The sequence below is a fragment of the Novosphingobium sp. genome (genome assembly GCF_965214355.1).
Taxonomy (GTDB): Bacteria; Pseudomonadota; Alphaproteobacteria; order Sphingomonadales; family Sphingomonadaceae; genus Novosphingobium.
In genome coordinates, this window is sequence record NZ_CBDCBI010000002.1 from 136874 (window position 1) to 154458 (window position 17585).

The window sequence follows — 17585 nt, forward strand, 5'->3', positions numbered from 1 at the left end:
GCAGGGCACTAGGATCATGCCATTTTAGCGTTGGGCTGTTGCGTCAGAGCGGCCAACGGAACGCGGGAGGGCGGAACCGCTAACCAATCCGACCGATCGCGCGCGCGACTCGAACGCCGGTGCGGGGGCTGACAGTGACCGGTGGCCGTGATAGGACAAGCCATGGCTACCATCATCGAAACTGCGCCCCAACAGGCAGATACGCCCGGCGGCGAAAGCGTGACCGATCTCGTCCACCGGCTGGCAATCGATGCGCGCGCTGCACAGCGCGTGCTGGCGGCGATGCCGGCGGACGCCCGCGAACGCGCGCTGTTGCTGGCGGCCGATGCGTTGCGCGCGGCGGCGCCGGATGTGCTTGCCGCCAATGTGCGCGACATGGCCGCGGGCGAGGCGGGCGGTCTGACCGCTGCGCTGCTTGATCGGTTGCGGCTCGACCAGGGGCGGATCGATGCGATTGCGGCGGCGGTTGGCGATGTTGCGGTGCTGCCCGATCCGACCGGCAGTGTGATCGAGCGCAGTGCGCGGCCCAATGAACTGGTGCTGGAACGCGTGCGCATTCCGATCGGCGTGATCGGTATCATTTACGAAAGCCGGCCCAATGTTACCGCCGATGCGGCCGCGCTGTGCGTGCGCGCGGGCAATGCGGTGCTGTTGCGCGGTGGCAGCGAGGCGGTGCATTCGAACCGCGCGATCCATTCCGCGCTGGTCTCCGGGCTGGTCGCCGGCGGCGTGCCGGCAGCCGCCGTGCAATTGCTGCCGACGCAGGACCGTGCCGCGGTCGGCGCGATGCTCGGTGCGGCGGGGCTGATCGACATGATCGTGCCGCGCGGGGGCAAGAGCCTGGTCGCGCGGGTGCAGGCCGATGCGCGTGTGCCGGTGCTGGCGCATCTGGATGGCAACAACCACACCTTTGTCGATCGTGCGGCCGTTCCGGCAATGGCCAGCGCGATCGTGCACAATGCGAAATTGCGGCGCACCGGCATTTGCGGCGCGATGGAAACGCTGCTGATCGATGCGTGCTATCCCGATGCGCATGGCCTGGTCGAACCGCTGCTGGCGGCGGGATGCGAATTGCGCGGTGATCCGCGCGCGCGCGCGATCGATCCGCGCATCCTGCCTGCGACCGAGGCCGATTGGGATACCGAATATCTCGATGCGATTGTCAGTGTGAAGGTCGTCGACGGGCTCGATGCGGCGCTGGCGCATATTGCGGCGCATGGTTCGGGACACACCGATGCGATCGTCACCGCCGACGAGGCGGCCGCCGAGCGCTTTTTGCGCGATGTCGACAGCGCGATCGTGATGGTCAATGCGTCGAGCCAGTTTGCCGATGGTGGCGAATTCGGGCTGGGCGCGGAAATCGGCATTGCCACCGGGCGGTTGCATGCGCGCGGACCGGTCGCGGTGGAGGGACTGACCACGTACAAATGGCTGGTGCGCGGCACTGGCCAGATCAGGCCGTAATCCTGACCGGTACACGGACAATCGGGCTGCTTGGCGGCAGTTTCAATCCGGCTCACGGCGCGCATCGGCGGATCAGCCTGCATGCAATCAAGGCGCTGGGCCTGGATGAAGTGTGGTGGCTGGTGTCGCCGGGCAATGTGCTGAAACCCGCCGATGGCATGGCCGGCCTGCCGGCGCGCTATGCTTCGGCGCAGCGTGTTGCGCGCGGCGCGCCGATTCGCGTGACTGCGATCGAGGCCGAAATGGGCACGCGTTATACCGCCGATACGCTGGCGAAACTGGTGCTTCGGTACCCGCGGTTCCGGTTTATCTGGTTGATGGGGGCCGATAATCTGGCGCAATTCCATCGTTGGCGCAACTGGCGCGGGATCGCGCGACTGATGCCGATTGCAGTCATCGCGCGTCCGGGGTATGATGCACGTGCTATGGCGAGCCCCGCCATGGTCTGGCTGCGCCGCTGGCGCCGGCGGCACGGGCAGGGATGTCTTGCAAAAGACGGGTCAGGCGCAAGGCGGAGCAATCCGGCGCTGTACACGTTGCATTTCGATCCCGATCCGATGTCGGCCACGGCCATTCGCGCCGCCGACCCGGATTGGCATCGCCGCATTCCCGCCGCTCTCTTGCGCGATATGCTGACGAAACACCCGGTTCGATTGCCAAACCTCGGGGCAAAATCCTGACTTGTCGGGTTCGAATTCTTCGGTCTGCGCCATTCAGGGCAAGGGCCGCATTTGCCATTTCTGCCCTTTCAAGACGGAGCCAATCCCATCCCGATGACCGAAGTTCAACCTGATCCGACCCCGGCCAACACCGCCCCAAAAGCTGCGGTGGTGCAGCCGCGTCCGGCACCGACCTCGCTCCACGATCTTGTCATGCAGTCGCTCGACGATGACCAGGCACTGGAAGTCGTCTCGATCCCGCTCGAAGGCAAAAGCAGCATCGCCGATTTCATGGTGGTCGCGTCGGGCCGTTCGACACGCCAGGTTGCGTCGATGGCGCAGAAACTGGCCGAACGCATCAAGCACGGCGGCTTCGGCCATGTCCGGATCGAGGGCCTGCCTGCCGCCGACTGGGTGCTGGTCGATGCCGGCGATATCGTCGTGCATCTGTTCCGCCCCGAAGTGCGCTCGTTCTACAACCTGGAACGGATGTGGGCGTTCGGCGACCAGGGCGCCGCGTAAATCCGGATTCGCGTCGCTCATAATCTGCGCTAAGGCGGGGCATGCAATTGCACGTCATCGCCCGTGGCCGGATCGGCCGCACGCCAGAGGCGGACATGGTCGATCGCTATGCCAGGCGCATCGCGACCGGGCCGCTGGGCGCGCTGAAAGTGACCGAATTGCCCGATCGCGGTGGCACGCTGCCGCCACCGCCCGCCGGCGCCTTGCGCACCGTGGTGCTCGATGAACGCGGGCGGCAGATGGGCTCGGGCGAATTTGCGCGGGTGCTCGAACGCTGGCGCGACGATGGCGTGCGCGAGGCGCGGTTTCTGATCGGCGCCGCAGACGGGCATGACGAGGATCTGCGCGCACGCGCCGATGTGCTGCTCGGGTTCGGGCCGATGACCTGGCCACACATGCTGGCGCGGGTCATGCTGGTCGAACAGTTGTGGCGCGCGACCAGCATCGTCTCTGGCCATCCGTACCATCGTGAAGGCTGACATGCGCGCCTTGAGCCGGTATGGCATTCCTGTGGCACTGGGCATTGCCGTGGTCCTGGCCGGCACTGCGCTGGCGCTCGATGCGCCTTATGCCGATCGCGGCGAGGCGGGCGCGGCGCTGAACCAGGCCACCCGCGCGCTGGCCGATGTCAGGACGCGCGCCGTCATGCTGGACCGCGAAGCCGCCGCCGCAAACCAGGCCGCCGACCACACCGCGCGCGAAACCGCCGCGATCGCCGCGCGCATCCAGCAGGCCGAGGCCGAAATCGCGCTCGCCCATGCGCGCATCGCAGTGATCGACCGCGATCGCGCCGATCTGCGCGCGAGCATTGCCCAGCGCGAACAGCCGCTGGTGCGCCTGACCGCGGCGTTGCAGATGATGGCGCGACGGCCGCTGGCGTTCAGCCTGATGCGCGCCGATTCGCTGCGTGAAACCGTGTGGCTGCGCGCGACGCTCGAAACGATGTTGCCCGAAGTGGCGCAGCGCACTGCGGCCTTGCGCGCCGAGATCGCGCACGGACGCCAGTTGCAGGACCAGGCGCGCGCGCTTGCGGCGGGGCTTGAAGCCAGCCAGCACGATCTTGGCGCACGGCAGAAGGACCTGGCCGCGACCGAAAGCCGGCAGCGCATCGCCTCGCGCGCCGCGACCGGCGATGCCGGGCGCGAGGCCGACCGGGCGCTGGCGCTCGCCGAACAGACCCGCGACCTGGGGTCGCTGGTCACGCAGCTGGAACGCGACGATACGCTGGGGCGGCGGCTGGCCGCGCTGCCCGGACCGCTGCCGCGGCCGTCGAATATGGGCCCGCTCGATAGCGGCATGGCCAGCGCCGAGCCTGGCCATATGTTGATGGTCGAACGGGCCGATAGCGGCCCGCCGCTGATCCATTTCACCGGAATTCTGCCCGTTACCGGCCGCTTGCTCGGCGGATTTGGCGAGACCGGTGCGACCGGGCCAGCGCATGGCATCACGCTGGCGCCGTCGGGCGGGGCACAGGCGGTATCGCCGGCGGCGGGGCGGATTGCCTTTGCCGGGCCATACAACGGCTATGCACGCATCGTGATCATCGCGCACGACAACGGCTGGTCGTCGCTGATCACCGGGCTGGGCCGGATCGATGTCGCTGTCGGCGATACCGTCGTGCAGGGCGCGCCGCTCGGCGTGGCCGAACCCGGCCATCCGCGCGTGATGGTCGAACTGCGCCGGGACGGAAACCCGGTCAACCCGATGGAATTCCTGCATCCCTGAACGCGTGGCGGCGCTTTTCGCCGGTTACGCCCGATCGTCCATCTGGTATTCAGCGCGCGGCGCGTTTACATCATGGTGACAGGGTGCCCCCGGTATACGATCAAACCGGGCGCGCCCGATCTCATTGAAAGCTCCTCATGGCGATACGCCTTTCCATTGCTCTTCGTGTTTCCGCACTGGCCGTCGCGATTGCGCTGGTGCCGGTGGCGACTGTCGGTCTGGCCGCGATCGATGCACGGTCGGGTCCCGAATTCGGCAAGCTGATTGCGGTCTATCAGCGGATCAAGGAAAGCTATGTCGATCCGGTGGATGACGACAAGCTGATGAAAGGCGCGATCAGCGGCATGCTGGCCACGCTCGATCCGCACAGCGCCTATCTCGATGCGCGCGATTTCACCAATCTGAAGACGCAGACCGAGGGGTCGTACGGCGGCCTGGGCCTGACCGTCTCGCTCGACGATGGTGCGGTCAAGGTGATCGCGCCCACGAAAGGCAGTCCCGCCGACAAGGCCGGGGTAAAGGCCGGCGATTTCATCACGCACCTCGATGGCAAGCTGATCTTTGGCGGATCGCTCGACGATGCGGTGGATCAGATGCGCGGGCCGCCGGGCACCAAGGTCAATCTGCGGCTGTACCGAGTCGGGCGCGACGATCCGATCGAGGTGTCGATCACGCGCCAGATCATCGAACTGCAACCGGTCGACGGCAAGGTCGTGGGCAGCATCGGCGTGATCTCGGTCTCCAGCTTCAGCGCCAATGTCGCAGCGCAAGTCAACGATGCCTGGGCAAAGATCCGCATGCAGACCGGCGGGCATCCTTCGGGGCTGATCCTCGATCTGCGCGGCGATCCGGGTGGTCTGCTCGATGAAGCGGTCGCCTTGTCCGACCTGTTCCTCGACAAGGGCGTGATCGTGTCGCAGCGCGGGCGCTATGCCCGCGACACCGAAGTGTACAACGCGCGGCCGGGCGATATCGCCAGCGGACTGCCGATCATCGTGCTGGTCGACGAAGGTACCGCGTCTGCATCCGAAATCGTTGCCGGCGCATTGCAGGACCAGCATCGCGCGCTGATCATGGGCCAGCGCAGTTTCGGCAAGGGCAGCGTGCAGACGCTGATCCCGCTGAGCAAGGACACCGCGCTGAAGCTGACCACCGCGCGCTATTACACGCCATCGGGCCGCTCTGTGCAGGAGGGCGGGATCAACCCCGACATCGCCGTGCCGCAGATTTCGGACGTCGATGCACGCAAGCGCGCAGCGCGGTCGTACCGCGAAAGCGATCTGCGCGGGCATCTCGTGAACGAGTTGAAGGACGACAAGGAGCTGGAAAAGGACGCCGTCCCCGATCCGCGCTTCAAGATGACGCCCGAAGAGCTGAAAGCCAAGGGCATCGAGGATTTCCAGCTGTGGTACGCCGAGCAGACGATCGGCCGCACGACGCCGGCGGCTTTGACCGCGCGCAAGCCCGCTGCGGCGCAAGCCGCGCGAAAGAATTGACGTGAGGACGGTACCGAAACTGGCGCGCGCGCTGGCGATGATCGTGCCGGCTGGCGCGATGGCGGCCGCATTGATCGCGCAATACGGCTATGGCCTGGCGCCCTGCGAAATGTGCTGGTGGCAGCGGTATGCGCATATCGCGGCGCTGGTCCTGGCCATCCTCGCCTGGGTGACGCGCGATGTGCGTGCGCAGACGGTGCTGTTCTGGCTGGCGGTGCTGGGCATCGTGATCAGCGGGCTGATCGGCGGGTTTCATGCGGGCGTCGAATACCACTGGTGGCAGGGCCTGACGACATGTTCGACCACGCGGCTGGGTGGCGGCGATGCGCTCGATGCGATCATGAGCGCGCCGGTGATCCGGTGTGACGTGGCCGCCTGGTCGCTGTTCGGGATCAGCATGGCAGGATACAATTGCCTCGGTTCGCTGATTGCGGCGGCGGGGATTGCAGGACTCGCGCGCCGTGGCCGGTAAGGGACAGCAAAACCATGAGTGACAGAATGATCCGCGTCGACCAGGCCGGCGAATTCGGCGCGACCCGGATTTACGCCGGGCAAATGGCCGTGATGGGCAATCGCGCGCCGCACGCCGCCGAAATCGGCCGGATGGCGGGGCAAGAGGCCGAACACCGCGCCAAATTCGACGCGCTGATGGCAAAACGCAGCGTGCGACCGACGCTGTTGCAACCGCTGTGGTCGGCGGCAGGCTTTGCGCTGGGCGCGGCGACCGCGCTGATCGGGCCCGAAGCCGCGATGGCCTGCACCGCTGCGATCGAGACCGAAATCGACCGGCATTATACGCAGCAACTCGAAGAGCTGGGCGATAGTGACGCCGAATTGTCGGGCATGATTCGCGAATTTCGCGATGACGAGCGCGAACATCTCGGCGCTGCGCTGAACGCCGGCGCAGAACGGGCGCCGGCCTATCCGCTGATGTTCAATGCGATCCGGCTGGGGTGCCGCGTGGCGATCCGGCTGTCGGCACGGATTTGACCCCGGCAATGCTTTTCACTTCAGCTACCGTTCAAGCACCGAACGGCCTATAGTGCGATGAACCGCAGTCGGAGTTTGCCGTGATGAACCGCTTGATCCTGCCCACCCTGCTTGCCTGTGCTGTCGCCGGGCTTGCCGCGCCGCTGCCGGCGCTGGCCGCGCAAGGGGATGAACGGGTCAACCAGTTGATCGTCTATGGCACCGACGCGTGCCCGGCCTCGACCAGCACCGAAATCACCGTCTGCGCGCGCAAGAACGAAAGCGAGCGTTATCGGATCCCCGAGGATTTGCGCGACAATCCCAACCAGACATCGAACCAGGCGTGGACCGAACGGGTCAAGGCCTATGAAACGGTCGGCGCGTTTGGCACCAATTCGTGTTCGCCGATCGGTGGCGGCGGGGAAACCGGCTGCCTGGGCAAGCTGATCAACAATGCCTATGCCGAGCGCAAATCGTCGTCGAGCGTGCGCTTTGCCAAGCAGATCGAAACCGAACGCGCCAAGCGCCTGGAAAGCGTCGACAGCGATGCCGCCGCCGAACAGCGCCGCGTCGAGGCGATCGAAAAGCAGTACGACGCCAAATTGCTGAAGGAAAAGACGGCCGGCGACGCGCAACCGGGTGCACCAGTGCGGGGCAGCGGACTGGCGACGCCGCCAGCCGACGCCGAGCCAGGGCACCAGTAAGCTCCTCGGCTTTAGGCTACCGGATTCGCGTAAGTGGCTGAAGAGCCTCCGGCGGCCAAGGGCCATTGCCCTTGGATCCCGGTAACACATTGGTCTTAAAGCCGATTCAGCCTTGGTAATCCGATGCGAAGCGGCAGTTTTCTCGTCTTCCCGGGCTTGACCCGGGATCCCGCTTTTCTTTCGCGGTATCTTCAAATTCGGGCGTTTCCGCGCCGAAGAAGCGGGACCCCGGGTCAAGCCCGGGGCGACGATATTGTTACGTTAGCGCCTATGGGCGTTGGCCCTTGGCCGCCGGAGGCCTTTCTCCCATGACTTGAATTCCCCCAAAGCGGAAGGGGAGCAAACAGGTCACCCCAGCGCGATGTCGGGCGCGTCTTCCTGCTTCATGCCGACGACGTGATAGCCGCCATCGACATGGTGGACTTCGCCGGTCACGCCCGACGCCAGGTCGGACAGGAAATACAGGCCCGCGCCCCCGACATCCTCGATCGTGACATTGCGGCGCAACGGCGAGTTCAGCTCGTTCCATTTGAGGATATAGCGGAAATCGCCGATCCCGCTGGCGGCCAGGGTCTTGATCGGGCCGGCCGAAATCGCGTTGACGCGAATGCCCAGCGGGCCGCAGTCGTTCGCCAGGTATTTGACGCTTGCCTCGAGCGCGGCCTTGGCCACGCCCATCACGTTGTAATGCGGCACGACCTTTTCCGCGCCGTAATACGTCAGCGTCAGGATCGATCCGCCCGCGGTCATCATCGGCAACGCGCGCTTGGTCACGGCGACCAGGCTGTAGGCGGAAATGTTCATCGTCATCAGGAAATTGTCGAGCGAGGTGTCGTAATAGCGGCCGCGCAGTTGATTCTTGTCCGAATAGCCGATGGCATGGACGATAAAATCGATCGTCGGCCACCGCGCCGCCAGCGTTTCGAACGCGGTGTCGAGCGCGGTCATGTCGGACACGTCGCATTCGATCAGGAAATCGCTGTCGAGGCTGGCCGCGAGCGGACGCACGCGCTTGCCCAGCGCTTCGCCCTGATAGGCAAAGGCCAGCTCCGCACCCGCTTCGCGCAGCCGCTTGGCAATGCCCCAGGCTAGCGATTTGTCATTGGCGAGGCCCATGATCAGGCCGCGCTTCCCTTCCATCAGTCCGGTCATGCGCCCTCGGTTTCAATATTGTCTGCCTGCCCCAACAGATCGCGTTCCTCCGGCGTTTCGGCCAGCGCGGCGTTGAGTTCGGCCCCTACCACTATCCCTAAGCCGACAAGCCAGAAAAAGAAAAGCGCGATCATCACCCCGGCCAGGCTGCCATAGGTCAGATCGTACGAGAATACGTGGCGCATGAGCTTTGGCAGCAACAGCGTGATCGCCTGCCACCAGACCGTAACGAACAGCGCGCCGGGCCATTTGGGATACCGCGATCCGCGATAGGCACCGGGGCATAGCGACACGAACAGCACCCACAACGCCCCGAACAACAGCGGCATCGTCGCGTATTTCGATAGCGCCAGTGTCATGATCAGGCCTTCGAGATGGGGCGCGCGCACCAATAGCGCCTCCTGCGTCGAACCCAGCGCGATCTGCGCGGTGATCGACAGCAGGATCAGCACGACCGAGGCGACGATGAGGCCGGTCGAGCCCAGTCGCCGCCGCCAATACGCGCGGCTGACGCGCGTGCCATAGGCGCGGCGCAGCACATCGCGGATCGTTTCGACCAGGCTGCCCACGGTCCACAGCCCGACCGCGCCGCCCAGCCACAACAGCGATCCGGTGCGCGCGGCCAGCGCCTTGCGCGCGATCGGATCGAGCACAGTGGCGACATCGGGCGGAAATGCCGCGAGCACTGTCGCCAGTGCCGCCTCGCGCGCGCTGCCCCGGCCAACGAGCGAAAACAGCGCCGCGCCGGTCACGAAGAACGGAAACAGCGAGATCAGCATCATATAGGCAAAATTGCCTGCATGGATGGTGCCGTCGTTAATCACGCCCGCCCAGACGCGGCGCACGATCCGGATGGCGCGCCGCTGCGACCGGCGGCGCCAGTACATATGCAGGAATTCGGTGTGATCCTGTCCATAGCGCGCATATTCGCGCCGTGCCTCCGGCGAAAGGCTGGCCACGCCGGTCTCGGCAATCGCCGCCTTGATCGGATCGGGCGCAACCGGTTCGGGCGGATGGTCCGGTAAAGGCCTGTCGCCCGTCAAATACCCAGCCGCGCGCGCGGGTTGCGCGTGTCGTGCCAGCCCTCGAGCCGCTGTTTCAGATCGGCATCGTCGGCGGGCAGATCGATCTGCAATGTGACCAGCTGGTCGCCGCGCTCGCCGTCCTTGCGGCTGAAGCCTTTGGCCTTGAGGCGCAGCGTCTTTCCGCCGGTGGTGCCGGGCGCGATGGTCAGCATGACCGCGCCATCGACCGTGGGCACCTTCACGCGCCCGCCATGCACTGCTTCATCGAGCGTGATCGGCACATCGAGGCGGATGTTGTCGCCGTCGCGCTCGAAAAACGCATGGTTGGCTATCTCGATCGCCACGATCGCATCGCCGGTGCCGCCGGGGCCCGGATCGCCCTTGCCGGGGATGCGCACCTGCTGGCCATGCTCGACGCCCGGGGGCAGTTTCAGATCGATCGTCTTGCCGTCGCGCAACGTGATTCGCTGCGGTTCGCGCGTGGCGGCATCGGTGAACGGCACGACCAGCCGATAGGTCACATTGGGCCCGCGCGGCGGGGGCCCGCGCCGTGCGCCGCCACCGCCCCCGCGACCGCCGAACAGGCCTTCGAACAAATCGCCAAGATCCGGACCGCCTTCGGCCTGGCCGCCGGCGAATCCTTCAAACCCGTCATGGCGAAATCCGCCCTGGCCGCCGCCCCGGCCATACCCGAACGGCGCGGCCGGATTGCCGTCGCCATCGATTTCGCCGCGATCGAACTGCGCGCGCTTGTCCTTGTCCGACAGCAGGTCATAGGCCTGCGTCACCAGCCCGAACCGTTCGGTCGCGCGCGGATTGTCGCGGTTGCGATCGGGGTGGAGTTCCTTGGCCAGCTTGCGATAAGCGGACTTGATGTCTTTTTCGGTGGCGCTGCGATCGACGCCGAGTGTGGTATAAGGATCTGCCATAGCCCTGATAGCTAGGTTCCCGGACCCGATCCTGCAAGTTATCACTCACGCTTCCTCCCGCCTTTCGGGCAGAGCGGCGGGGCAATCAGCAAACCGATGGAATACGCCTTTCATGTCCGCATCCGACGCCATTCCCGATCATGATCCGTTCGCCGTGTTCGATGCCTGGTTTGCGCAAGCGCAGACCACTGAGCCCAATGACCCCAATGCGATGGCGCTGGCCACCGCGACGCCCGATGGCCATCCGTCGGCGCGGATGGTCCTCCTGAAAGGCTACGGGCCCGACGGCTTTGTCTTCTATACCAATTTCGAGAGTCGCAAAGGCATCGAGCTGGCCGCCAACGCGCATGTCGCGCTGCTGTTTCACTGGAAAAGCCTGCGCCGCCAGATCCGTATCGAAGGCATGGTCAGCGAAGTGACCGCAGCAGAGGCCGACGCCTATTTTCACAGCCGGCACCGCGAATCGCAGCTCGGCTCGGCCGCGTCGGACCAGTCGCGCCCGCTCGCCAGTCGCGATGTCTATATCGACCGGGTCGCGGCCCTGCGCGCGCAATATCCCGAGGGCGACATTCCGCGCCCGGCACATTGGTCGGGCTATCGCGTGCGGCCGGACGCGATCGAATTCTGGCAGGACCGCGAATTTCGCCTGCACGAGCGCCGCCGCTTTGTGCGGATCGGCGCAACGGCAGGGTGGACCAGCACCATGCTCTACCCGTAAGGGAGACGGCAATGACCAGCCCCCATCTCGATGCCGAAGCCAGCGGCCGGCTCAACCGCAGCGCCGCGTTCGCCTCGATCACGGTGGCGACGCTGCTGCTCGGGCTCAAGGGCTGGGCCGTGCTGTCGACCGGGTCGCTGGCGATGCTGGGCAGCCTGGCCGACACCGCGCTCGATCTGGTGGCCAGCGTGTCGACGTTGCTCGGGGTGTGGATCGCCGCGATGCCAAGCGACGCCAACCACCGGTTCGGCCATGGCAAGGCCGAGGCGCTGGCCGCGATGTTCCAGGTCGTGCTGATCTCGCTGTCGGCAATCGGCCTGGCCGTGCGCGCGATCGGGCAGATGTTCGGCAAGACCACGGTCGAGGATCCGGGCCTGGGTATGGCGGTTTCGGCGCTGGCGATCGGCGCGACTCTGGCGCTGGTCGCGTATCAGCGTCATGTGATCGCGCGCACGCGCAGCGTGGCGATTGCCACCGACAATGTGCATTACAGCGCTGATCTGCTGCTCAACTTTGCCGTGATCGCGGCGCTGGCGATCGAGCGCTGGGGCCATATTCCCGGCGCGGACGCGGTGTTCGGATTGATGATTGCCGGCTGGCTCGGCTGGGGCGCATGGGCCGCCTCGCAAGAGGCGATCGAGCAGTTGATGGACGGCGAATGGCCGCTCGAAAAACGCGAACGGTTTCTCGAGGTCGCAGGCCGCCATCCTGCGCTCAAGGGTATTCACGACTTGCGCACCCGCACCAGCGGCAATCGCGATTTCGTGCAGTTCCACGTCTGGGTCGATGGAGCGATGACCGTGACGCAGGCGCATCACGTGATGGACGAACTCGAGGCCGCGCTGGAGAGCGAATTTCCGGGCACCGAAATCCTGATTCATCCCGATCCCGAAGGCCTGATCGACGAAGACAAGCTGGGCGCGCAGGATTTGACCGTGGACTTGTCCGACGCGAGCCCCGCGCTGCTGGCGCAAGGCGAGCCGCGCGGATTTCGTACTACCTGAACAAGGCGACCACATCGCCCAGCTTGGCGGCGACCAGGTCGGTGTGATCCTCGGGCGTCATTCCCAGCCGCACCACGGTCAGCCGGCGCGAGGGCGATACCAGCACGTATTGCCCCAGGTGGCCTTCGCACGCGAACAGGTCTGCCGGGCCGCGATCGGGGAACAATGACGGGCGGCCGCTGGTCGCCGGGCGGTTGAGCCAGATCTGCGCGCCGTATTGCGATTCGCGCGGGGACGGCGAGGTCATGAAATCGATCCACTGGCGCGGCACCAGCTGTACGCCGCCGGCAGCACCGCGATGGCGCAGGAATTCACCGAACAGCGCCCAGTCGCGCGCGGTCGCATGGATCGAGCTGCCGCCGACCATCGTGCCGGCGGCATCGAATTCGGGCACGGCGGAATGCATGCCCACCGGATCGAACAAGCGCGTGCGCAGATAATCGAGCACCGCCCGGCGGCGCATCTCGGGCGCTCCATTGGGCGCCAGCACGCGCGCGGCCAGGTCGGCCAGAATGACTGCGGTGTTGGTCGAATAGACCCATTTCTGCCCGGGATCATATTGCAGCGGCTGCGCCTCGGCATAGCGGGCCATGTCGTCGCGCCCGTCGAGAAACAGCATGCGCACTTCATCGGACAGGTATGGCGGATCGCCGCCCTCGACATGGCGCAGCCCGGATCGCATCTGCAGCAACTGGCGCAGCGTGATCTCCCCGCGTGGATCGCCGGGGCGCTGCCACAAGGGGATCGGCACCGACGAATCGAGCCGCAGCCGCCCGTCGGACACCAGCATCCCGATCAGCACGCCCGTCACCGTCTTGGCCATCGACCAGCTGATGAACCGCGTGTTGCGGTCATAGCCGGGCGCATAGCGTTCGGCGATCAGCTTGCCATCGTGCCACACGACCATGGCGCGGGTTTCGCCGGCGCCGGGCGCGGTAAACACAGCGTCGATGCTTTGCGCCAGCGCCTCGCGCGTCGTATCGCCGGGATCGGCCGTAACCGCCGCGCGCGCTGCCGGATTGAGCGGAACCGCGACGGGTGCCGAATGACAGGCGATCAACGCTGGCACGAGTGCAAGCGGAGCGATAAGGATCAGCCGACCGGGAATCATCTTGCCCGACCCTTCACCGAGTTTTGCACGCCAGGCAATGACAAACACCAACCGCCCCGACACCGCGACCGATACCGCGCCCGGGCAACCACGCCGGCATTGGGCGCTGGGCGTATCGCTGGTCCTGGTGCTGGCGATTGTCATTGGCGTGGCATGGATCTGGGCCCCGGCACGCGAATACGCACGCACCGGCGCCTCGTACGGCGCGCGGGTGGCATGTTCGTGCCGCTATCTGGGCGGGCGCACGCTGAACGACTGCCACAAGGATATGGAGGGCGCGACCAGCTGGGTACGCCTGAGCGATGACCCGGCGAACCGCAGCGTCAGCGCCAGTTTCCTGTTCCTGGCGCGCCAGACCGCGACGTATCACGAGGGCTGGGGGTGCCAGTTGCAGCCTTGGTCGGGTGGGCGTTAGAGCGAAACGCTGCCCAGATTGACGATACGAGGGGTCAGCTCTTCTCGGTCCGTTCGATCCAGCCGCCGCCGACCACGCGGTCGCCCGCATAGATCACCGCCGCCTGCCCGGGTGCGACGCCGTATTCGGGCGTGGCAAAGCGGATCGTCACCGCTGCGCCATCGCCCAGCGCCCCGTCGAGCGTGATCGGCACGGGCTTGGCCAGCGACCGCACTTTTGCGGTCAGCGGCGTGCCTGCCGGCAGCGCGCCGATGCGGTTGGTATCCTCCAGATGCGCGGCACAGACGGCCAGCATCTCGCGCGGGCCAACCAGCACGCGGCGCCCCGGCGCATCGAGTTCGATCACATACAGTGGCGCAGGCTGCCCCCCGACCTCAAGCCCGCGGCGCTGGCCCACGGTGAAATGGATGATCCCCTTGTGCGTGCCCAGCACTTCGCCGGTGGCAGCATGGACGATATCGCCGGGCAGTGCGCCATGGGGCCGGATCGCGGTGACAACGCGCGCGTAATCGCCATCGGGTACGAAACAGATATCCTGGCTGTCGGGCTTGGTCGCCACGCCCAGGCCCATCGTGGCGGCAATCGCGCGCACATCGCTTTTGGGCAGACCGCCGAGCGGAAAGCGCAGGAACGAAAGCTGTTCGGGCGTCGTGCCATACAGAAAGTACGACTGGTCGCGCGCCGGATCGATCGCGCGATTGAGCGTTACGCCCTGGTCGCTTTCCATACGGCGTACATAATGCCCGGTGGCCAGGCAATCGGCGCCTAGGTCGCGCGCCATGCGCAGCAGATCGGTGAACTTGGGCCCCATGTTGCAGCGGATGCACGGGATCGGGGTGCGGCCGGCGAGGTAATCGTCGGCAAAGCGATCGACCACCGATTCGCGAAAGTCGTTCTCGTGGTCGAACACGTAATGCGCAAAGCCCAGCCGGTCGGCGACCGCGCGCGCATCGCGGATATCGTCACCGGCGCAGCATGCGCCCTTGCGCCCCGATGCCGCGCCGTGGTCGTACAGTTGCAGCGTGATGCCGATGACTTCGGCACCGCTGGCCGCCGCCAGCGCGGCCACGACCGAGCTGTCGACCCCGCCCGACATCGCGACCACGATGCGGCAAAGGTTTGCGGGGCGGGGCAGGTCGAACAGCTTTCCAGGATCGGTCATCGCATCGGAAAAAAATCGTGCCGGATTGGTGGCAACCGGAGTTACGGCGGAACTGGCGGAAATCGGGGCGTGGGGCGCAGACATGCGCGCGCTATAGGGGTTTTTGATGGACCGCGCCATCGCCGCGATGCCCCATGCGTAGACATTACGGATGCGCCTGTATCAGCGGCTTAATCATGCCTAACCACATATGAAGGCCGCTTTTACAGTCCCTTAGCCAACCGGGGTGTAAGTCCCGAAAGATGGAACTGGGACGCAACGATTTTGGCGCATTCGACGCGTCCGATGTCGAGGCAGCCCTGCGTCCGCTGGGCTGGAGCGAATTGTGCGCCCGGCTGGTGGCAGCGCAGGACTATCGGCGCGGACTGTCTGCGCCTGTCGCCGGTAAAGCGGATGCGCGCGCCATCGGTGCGGCGATCGCGTCCGGCGCCCACGACCTGCCCGCCCATGACCAGATTGGGCCCACCGGCGCAACAGGCAGCTTTCACACGGGAACCGCGCGCATGCTCGAACATTTTGAAATTGGTAACCGCGCCATTAACTCCAACTCTTCAACGTCTGGAAAAGTCAATCAGGGCACACCGGTCGACAGCCGCCAAACCACGCTGAGCGCTTTTGCGGAGCGCCAAGCCGATGAGAACAGCCATGATTGAAAACCAGAAGATCCGGCCCGTACAGGTCATAGGCCCGCTGGGCGAACCGTTGACGATCGACAGCCTGCCGCCGCCGGCCACGACCCGGTGGGTCGTGCGGCGCAAGGCCGAAGTGGTCGCCGCCGTCAATGGCGGGCTGCTGACGATCGATGAAGTGTGCGAACGCTACAATCTGACGCTCGAGGAATTCGCCTCGTGGCAGCGCGCGGTCGACCGGTCGGGCATGCAGGGCCTGCGCGTTACGCGCATCCAGCATTATCGCGGGCTGTACGAGCGCCAGCAGAAATATTGAGCCACCGGCGCCGATCCGGCGCGGGCAGGGGATCAGACAATCGGGGGCCACAGTCGTCAGCGACCGGTGGCCCCTTCCGGTTTGCCCTGCCGTTTTGCCCATCATGTCGTTGGTAGAGCGTGAATTGTAACTTGTCGGATCGGCCTCTATGACACAAAGCTGTCAGCACTAGCGTCGGTCGATGATATGCCGGGGCGCAATTCGGGTGTCCGCCCCGCTCGATTCGGCATCTCGAACAGGCAACGTTCGGGATGATCGCCGCATCGGCCGGGTTTGACAGGTATTGGGGTGTGTTGGTGGATACGATGACGGGTAAAGCTGGCAATCTTCGGTCTGCAGCATTTGCCGACCATGACAGCGCTGGCGATACACAAACATCGGATCAGCAGGCATCGGATCAGCAGACATCGGATCTTATGGCCGATCCGATGCTGCCGCTGGCCGCCGCGCCCCCATCATCCCCGCGCCGGCTGTTGCTGATCGGCCTTGCCGCCGCGCTGGCGCTTGGCGCCGGGTGGTATGGTATCGAACGCTATCTGGCCCCGGCCGCAACGGTCAATGCCGATGGCAATGCGCAGACGGTTACCGTGATCGTGCCGGGCCGGCTGACGGTTCAGGGCTCGATCACCGCCAGCGGCGTCCTGGCCGCGCGGCGCGACCTGCCCGTGGGCATCGCGGGCGAAGGCGGCAAGGTGTTGCAGGTGCTGGTCGATGCGGGCAGCTGGGTCGGCAAGGGCCAAGTGCTGGCGGTCATCGACCGATCGGTGCAATCGGAACAGATCGCAGGCCAGGCCGCAAGCGTGCAGGTCGAAGTCGCCAATGCGCGGCTGGCGCAAAGCAAGCTCGACCGCTCGATGAAGCTGGTCGCCAACGGGTTTATCTCCACTGCCGATATCGAACAGCTGGTCGCCACGCGCGATGCCGCCAACGCGCAAGTGCGCGTGGCCACCGCCGCGCTGGGCCAGTTGCGCGCCAGCGCCGCACGGCTGAATGTCGTGGCGCCCGAATCGGGTCTGGTGCTGACGCGCCAGGTCGAGCCCGGGCAGATCGTCAGCTCGGCGAGCGGGACGCTGTTTCGCATCGCCAAGGATGGCGAGCTGGAAATGCAGGCGCGCCTGTCGGAAAGCAACCTGGCGCGCATGGCAGTGGGCGACCCCGCCGATATCGTTCCGGTGGGCACCGCGCAGCATTTTACCGGGCATGTCTGGCAGCTGGAGCCGACGATCGACGCGACATCGCGCCAGGGCATTGCCCGGATCGCACTGCCTTATGACAAGGCGCTGCGCCCCGGCGGCTTTGCCTCTGCAACGCTGCGGTCGGGATCGACGACTGCGCCATTGTTGCCCGAATCCGCGATCCTGTCCGATGCCAACGGTGCGTTCGTCTATGTCGTCGGCAAAGGGCAGAAAGTGGAGCGCCGCGCGGTCGAAACCGGCGATGTGTCACCGGCGGGGATCGCCGTGACCAAAGGGCTGACCGGTAACGAACGCATCGTGCTGCGCGCCGGCGGGTTCCTCAATCCCGGCGACAAGGTGCGGCCGGTTATGGCCGCACCCCAATCTGCCGCAGTGCCAGCCAGCTGATC

The 17585-nt window shown here is 65.8% G+C and carries 20 protein-coding genes; 15 read left to right on the forward strand and 5 right to left on the reverse strand.

What is annotated here, in order from left to right; genetic code table 11:
* The first annotated feature begins 162 nt into the window (after positions 1-162).
* From ACOOE2_RS01220 to ACOOE2_RS01260, 9 genes are all read left to right on the forward strand, one after another.
* The gene (locus ACOOE2_RS01220; RefSeq protein WP_420381208.1) at positions 163-1464 is read left to right on the forward strand and encodes a glutamate-5-semialdehyde dehydrogenase; all 1302 of its coding nucleotides are present in this window, start codon (positions 163-165) and stop codon (positions 1462-1464) included.
* Entirely contained in the window at positions 1428-2144 is a 717-nt protein-coding gene (locus tag ACOOE2_RS01225; RefSeq protein ID WP_420381209.1) for a nicotinate-nucleotide adenylyltransferase, read from the forward strand. Before ACOOE2_RS01220 ends, ACOOE2_RS01225 begins: the two co-directional genes overlap by 37 nt.
* Positions 2145-2237: 93 nt before the next feature.
* Positions 2238-2645 (forward strand): ribosome silencing factor, encoded by a 408-nt coding sequence (rsfS, locus tag ACOOE2_RS01230; protein ID WP_420381210.1) that lies wholly within the window; start codon positions 2238-2240, stop codon positions 2643-2645.
* A gap of 41 nt (positions 2646-2686) precedes the next feature.
* Positions 2687-3124, forward strand: coding sequence for a 23S rRNA (pseudouridine(1915)-N(3))-methyltransferase RlmH (locus ACOOE2_RS01235; protein ID WP_420381211.1), 438 nt, complete (start codon positions 2687-2689; stop codon positions 3122-3124).
* Between the two features lies 1 nt (position 3125).
* Complete coding sequence (locus ACOOE2_RS01240; RefSeq protein WP_420381212.1) at positions 3126-4370, forward strand: murein hydrolase activator EnvC family protein; 1245 nt, start codon at positions 3126-3128, stop codon at positions 4368-4370.
* A 137-nt stretch (positions 4371-4507) separates the two neighbouring features.
* Complete coding sequence (locus ACOOE2_RS01245; RefSeq protein ID WP_420381213.1) at positions 4508-5866, forward strand: S41 family peptidase; 1359 nt, start codon at positions 4508-4510, stop codon at positions 5864-5866.
* A gap of 1 nt (position 5867) precedes the next feature.
* Complete coding sequence (locus ACOOE2_RS01250; RefSeq protein ID WP_420381214.1) at positions 5868-6338, forward strand: disulfide bond formation protein B; 471 nt, start codon at positions 5868-5870, stop codon at positions 6336-6338.
* A 14-nt stretch (positions 6339-6352) separates the two neighbouring features.
* Complete coding sequence (locus ACOOE2_RS01255; RefSeq protein ID WP_420381215.1) at positions 6353-6856, forward strand: demethoxyubiquinone hydroxylase family protein; 504 nt, start codon at positions 6353-6355, stop codon at positions 6854-6856.
* Between the two features lie 83 nt (positions 6857-6939).
* Positions 6940-7539, forward strand: a complete 600-nt coding sequence (locus ACOOE2_RS01260; protein WP_420381216.1) for a hypothetical protein — start codon at positions 6940-6942, stop codon at positions 7537-7539.
* A gap of 348 nt (positions 7540-7887) precedes the next feature.
* On the opposite strand, the gene fabI is transcribed toward ACOOE2_RS01260, so the two are convergent.
* From fabI to ACOOE2_RS01275, 3 genes are read right to left on the reverse strand one after another with little or no spacing between them, the layout of a single operon-like run.
* Complete coding sequence (gene fabI, locus ACOOE2_RS01265) at positions 7888-8691, reverse strand: enoyl-ACP reductase FabI (protein WP_420381217.1); 804 nt, start codon at positions 8689-8691, stop codon at positions 7888-7890.
* Positions 8688-9734, reverse strand: coding sequence for a YihY/virulence factor BrkB family protein (locus ACOOE2_RS01270; protein ID WP_420381218.1), 1047 nt, complete (start codon positions 9732-9734; stop codon positions 8688-8690). The genes fabI and ACOOE2_RS01270 overlap by 4 nt, the downstream gene beginning before the upstream one ends.
* Positions 9731-10645: a DnaJ C-terminal domain-containing protein gene (locus ACOOE2_RS01275; protein WP_420381219.1), complete on the reverse strand. Its 915-nt coding sequence runs from the start codon at positions 10643-10645 to the stop codon at positions 9731-9733. Before ACOOE2_RS01275 ends, ACOOE2_RS01270 begins: the two co-directional genes overlap by 4 nt.
* 112 nt (positions 10646-10757) lie before the next feature.
* Here ACOOE2_RS01275 and pdxH point away from each other — a divergent pair, with 112 nt between their 5' ends.
* Both pdxH and ACOOE2_RS01285 read left to right on the forward strand, forming a co-directional pair.
* Positions 10758-11363, forward strand: coding sequence for a pyridoxamine 5'-phosphate oxidase (pdxH, locus tag ACOOE2_RS01280; RefSeq protein WP_420381220.1), 606 nt, complete (start codon positions 10758-10760; stop codon positions 11361-11363).
* A gap of 11 nt (positions 11364-11374) precedes the next feature.
* Positions 11375-12367, forward strand: a complete 993-nt coding sequence (locus ACOOE2_RS01285; protein ID WP_420381221.1) for a cation diffusion facilitator family transporter — start codon at positions 11375-11377, stop codon at positions 12365-12367.
* Here ACOOE2_RS01285 and ACOOE2_RS01290 read toward each other — a convergent pair.
* Positions 12360-13478, reverse strand: coding sequence for a serine hydrolase domain-containing protein (locus ACOOE2_RS01290; protein WP_420384536.1), 1119 nt, complete (start codon positions 13476-13478; stop codon positions 12360-12362). The genes ACOOE2_RS01285 and ACOOE2_RS01290 overlap by 8 nt on opposite strands.
* A 37-nt stretch (positions 13479-13515) precedes the next feature.
* Between ACOOE2_RS01290 and ACOOE2_RS01295 the strand changes: the two genes are divergently transcribed.
* Positions 13516-13893, forward strand: coding sequence for a hypothetical protein (locus tag ACOOE2_RS01295; RefSeq protein WP_420381222.1), 378 nt, complete (start codon positions 13516-13518; stop codon positions 13891-13893).
* 34 nt (positions 13894-13927) lie between these two features.
* Here the strand turns inward: ACOOE2_RS01295 and mnmA are convergent, their stop codons facing one another.
* Positions 13928-15055, reverse strand: a complete 1128-nt coding sequence (gene mnmA / locus ACOOE2_RS01300; RefSeq protein WP_420384537.1) for a tRNA 2-thiouridine(34) synthase MnmA — start codon at positions 15053-15055, stop codon at positions 13928-13930.
* A 242-nt stretch (positions 15056-15297) separates the two neighbouring features.
* On the opposite strand from mnmA, the gene ACOOE2_RS01305 reads away from it, so the two are divergent.
* From ACOOE2_RS01305 to ACOOE2_RS01315, 3 genes are all read left to right on the forward strand, one after another.
* Positions 15298-15708 carry a hypothetical protein gene (locus ACOOE2_RS01305; RefSeq protein ID WP_420381223.1) on the forward strand — a complete coding sequence of 137 codons (411 nt, stop codon included), beginning with the start codon at positions 15298-15300 and terminating at the stop codon, positions 15706-15708.
* Entirely contained in the window at positions 15701-16000 is a 300-nt protein-coding gene (locus ACOOE2_RS01310; RefSeq protein WP_420381224.1) for a DUF1153 domain-containing protein, read from the forward strand. Before ACOOE2_RS01305 ends, ACOOE2_RS01310 begins: the two co-directional genes overlap by 8 nt.
* Positions 16001-16305: 305 nt before the next feature.
* Positions 16306-17583 carry an efflux RND transporter periplasmic adaptor subunit gene (locus ACOOE2_RS01315; protein ID WP_420381225.1) on the forward strand — a complete coding sequence of 426 codons (1278 nt, stop codon included), beginning with the start codon at positions 16306-16308 and terminating at the stop codon, positions 17581-17583.
* Positions 17584-17585: the final 2 nt, after the last annotated feature.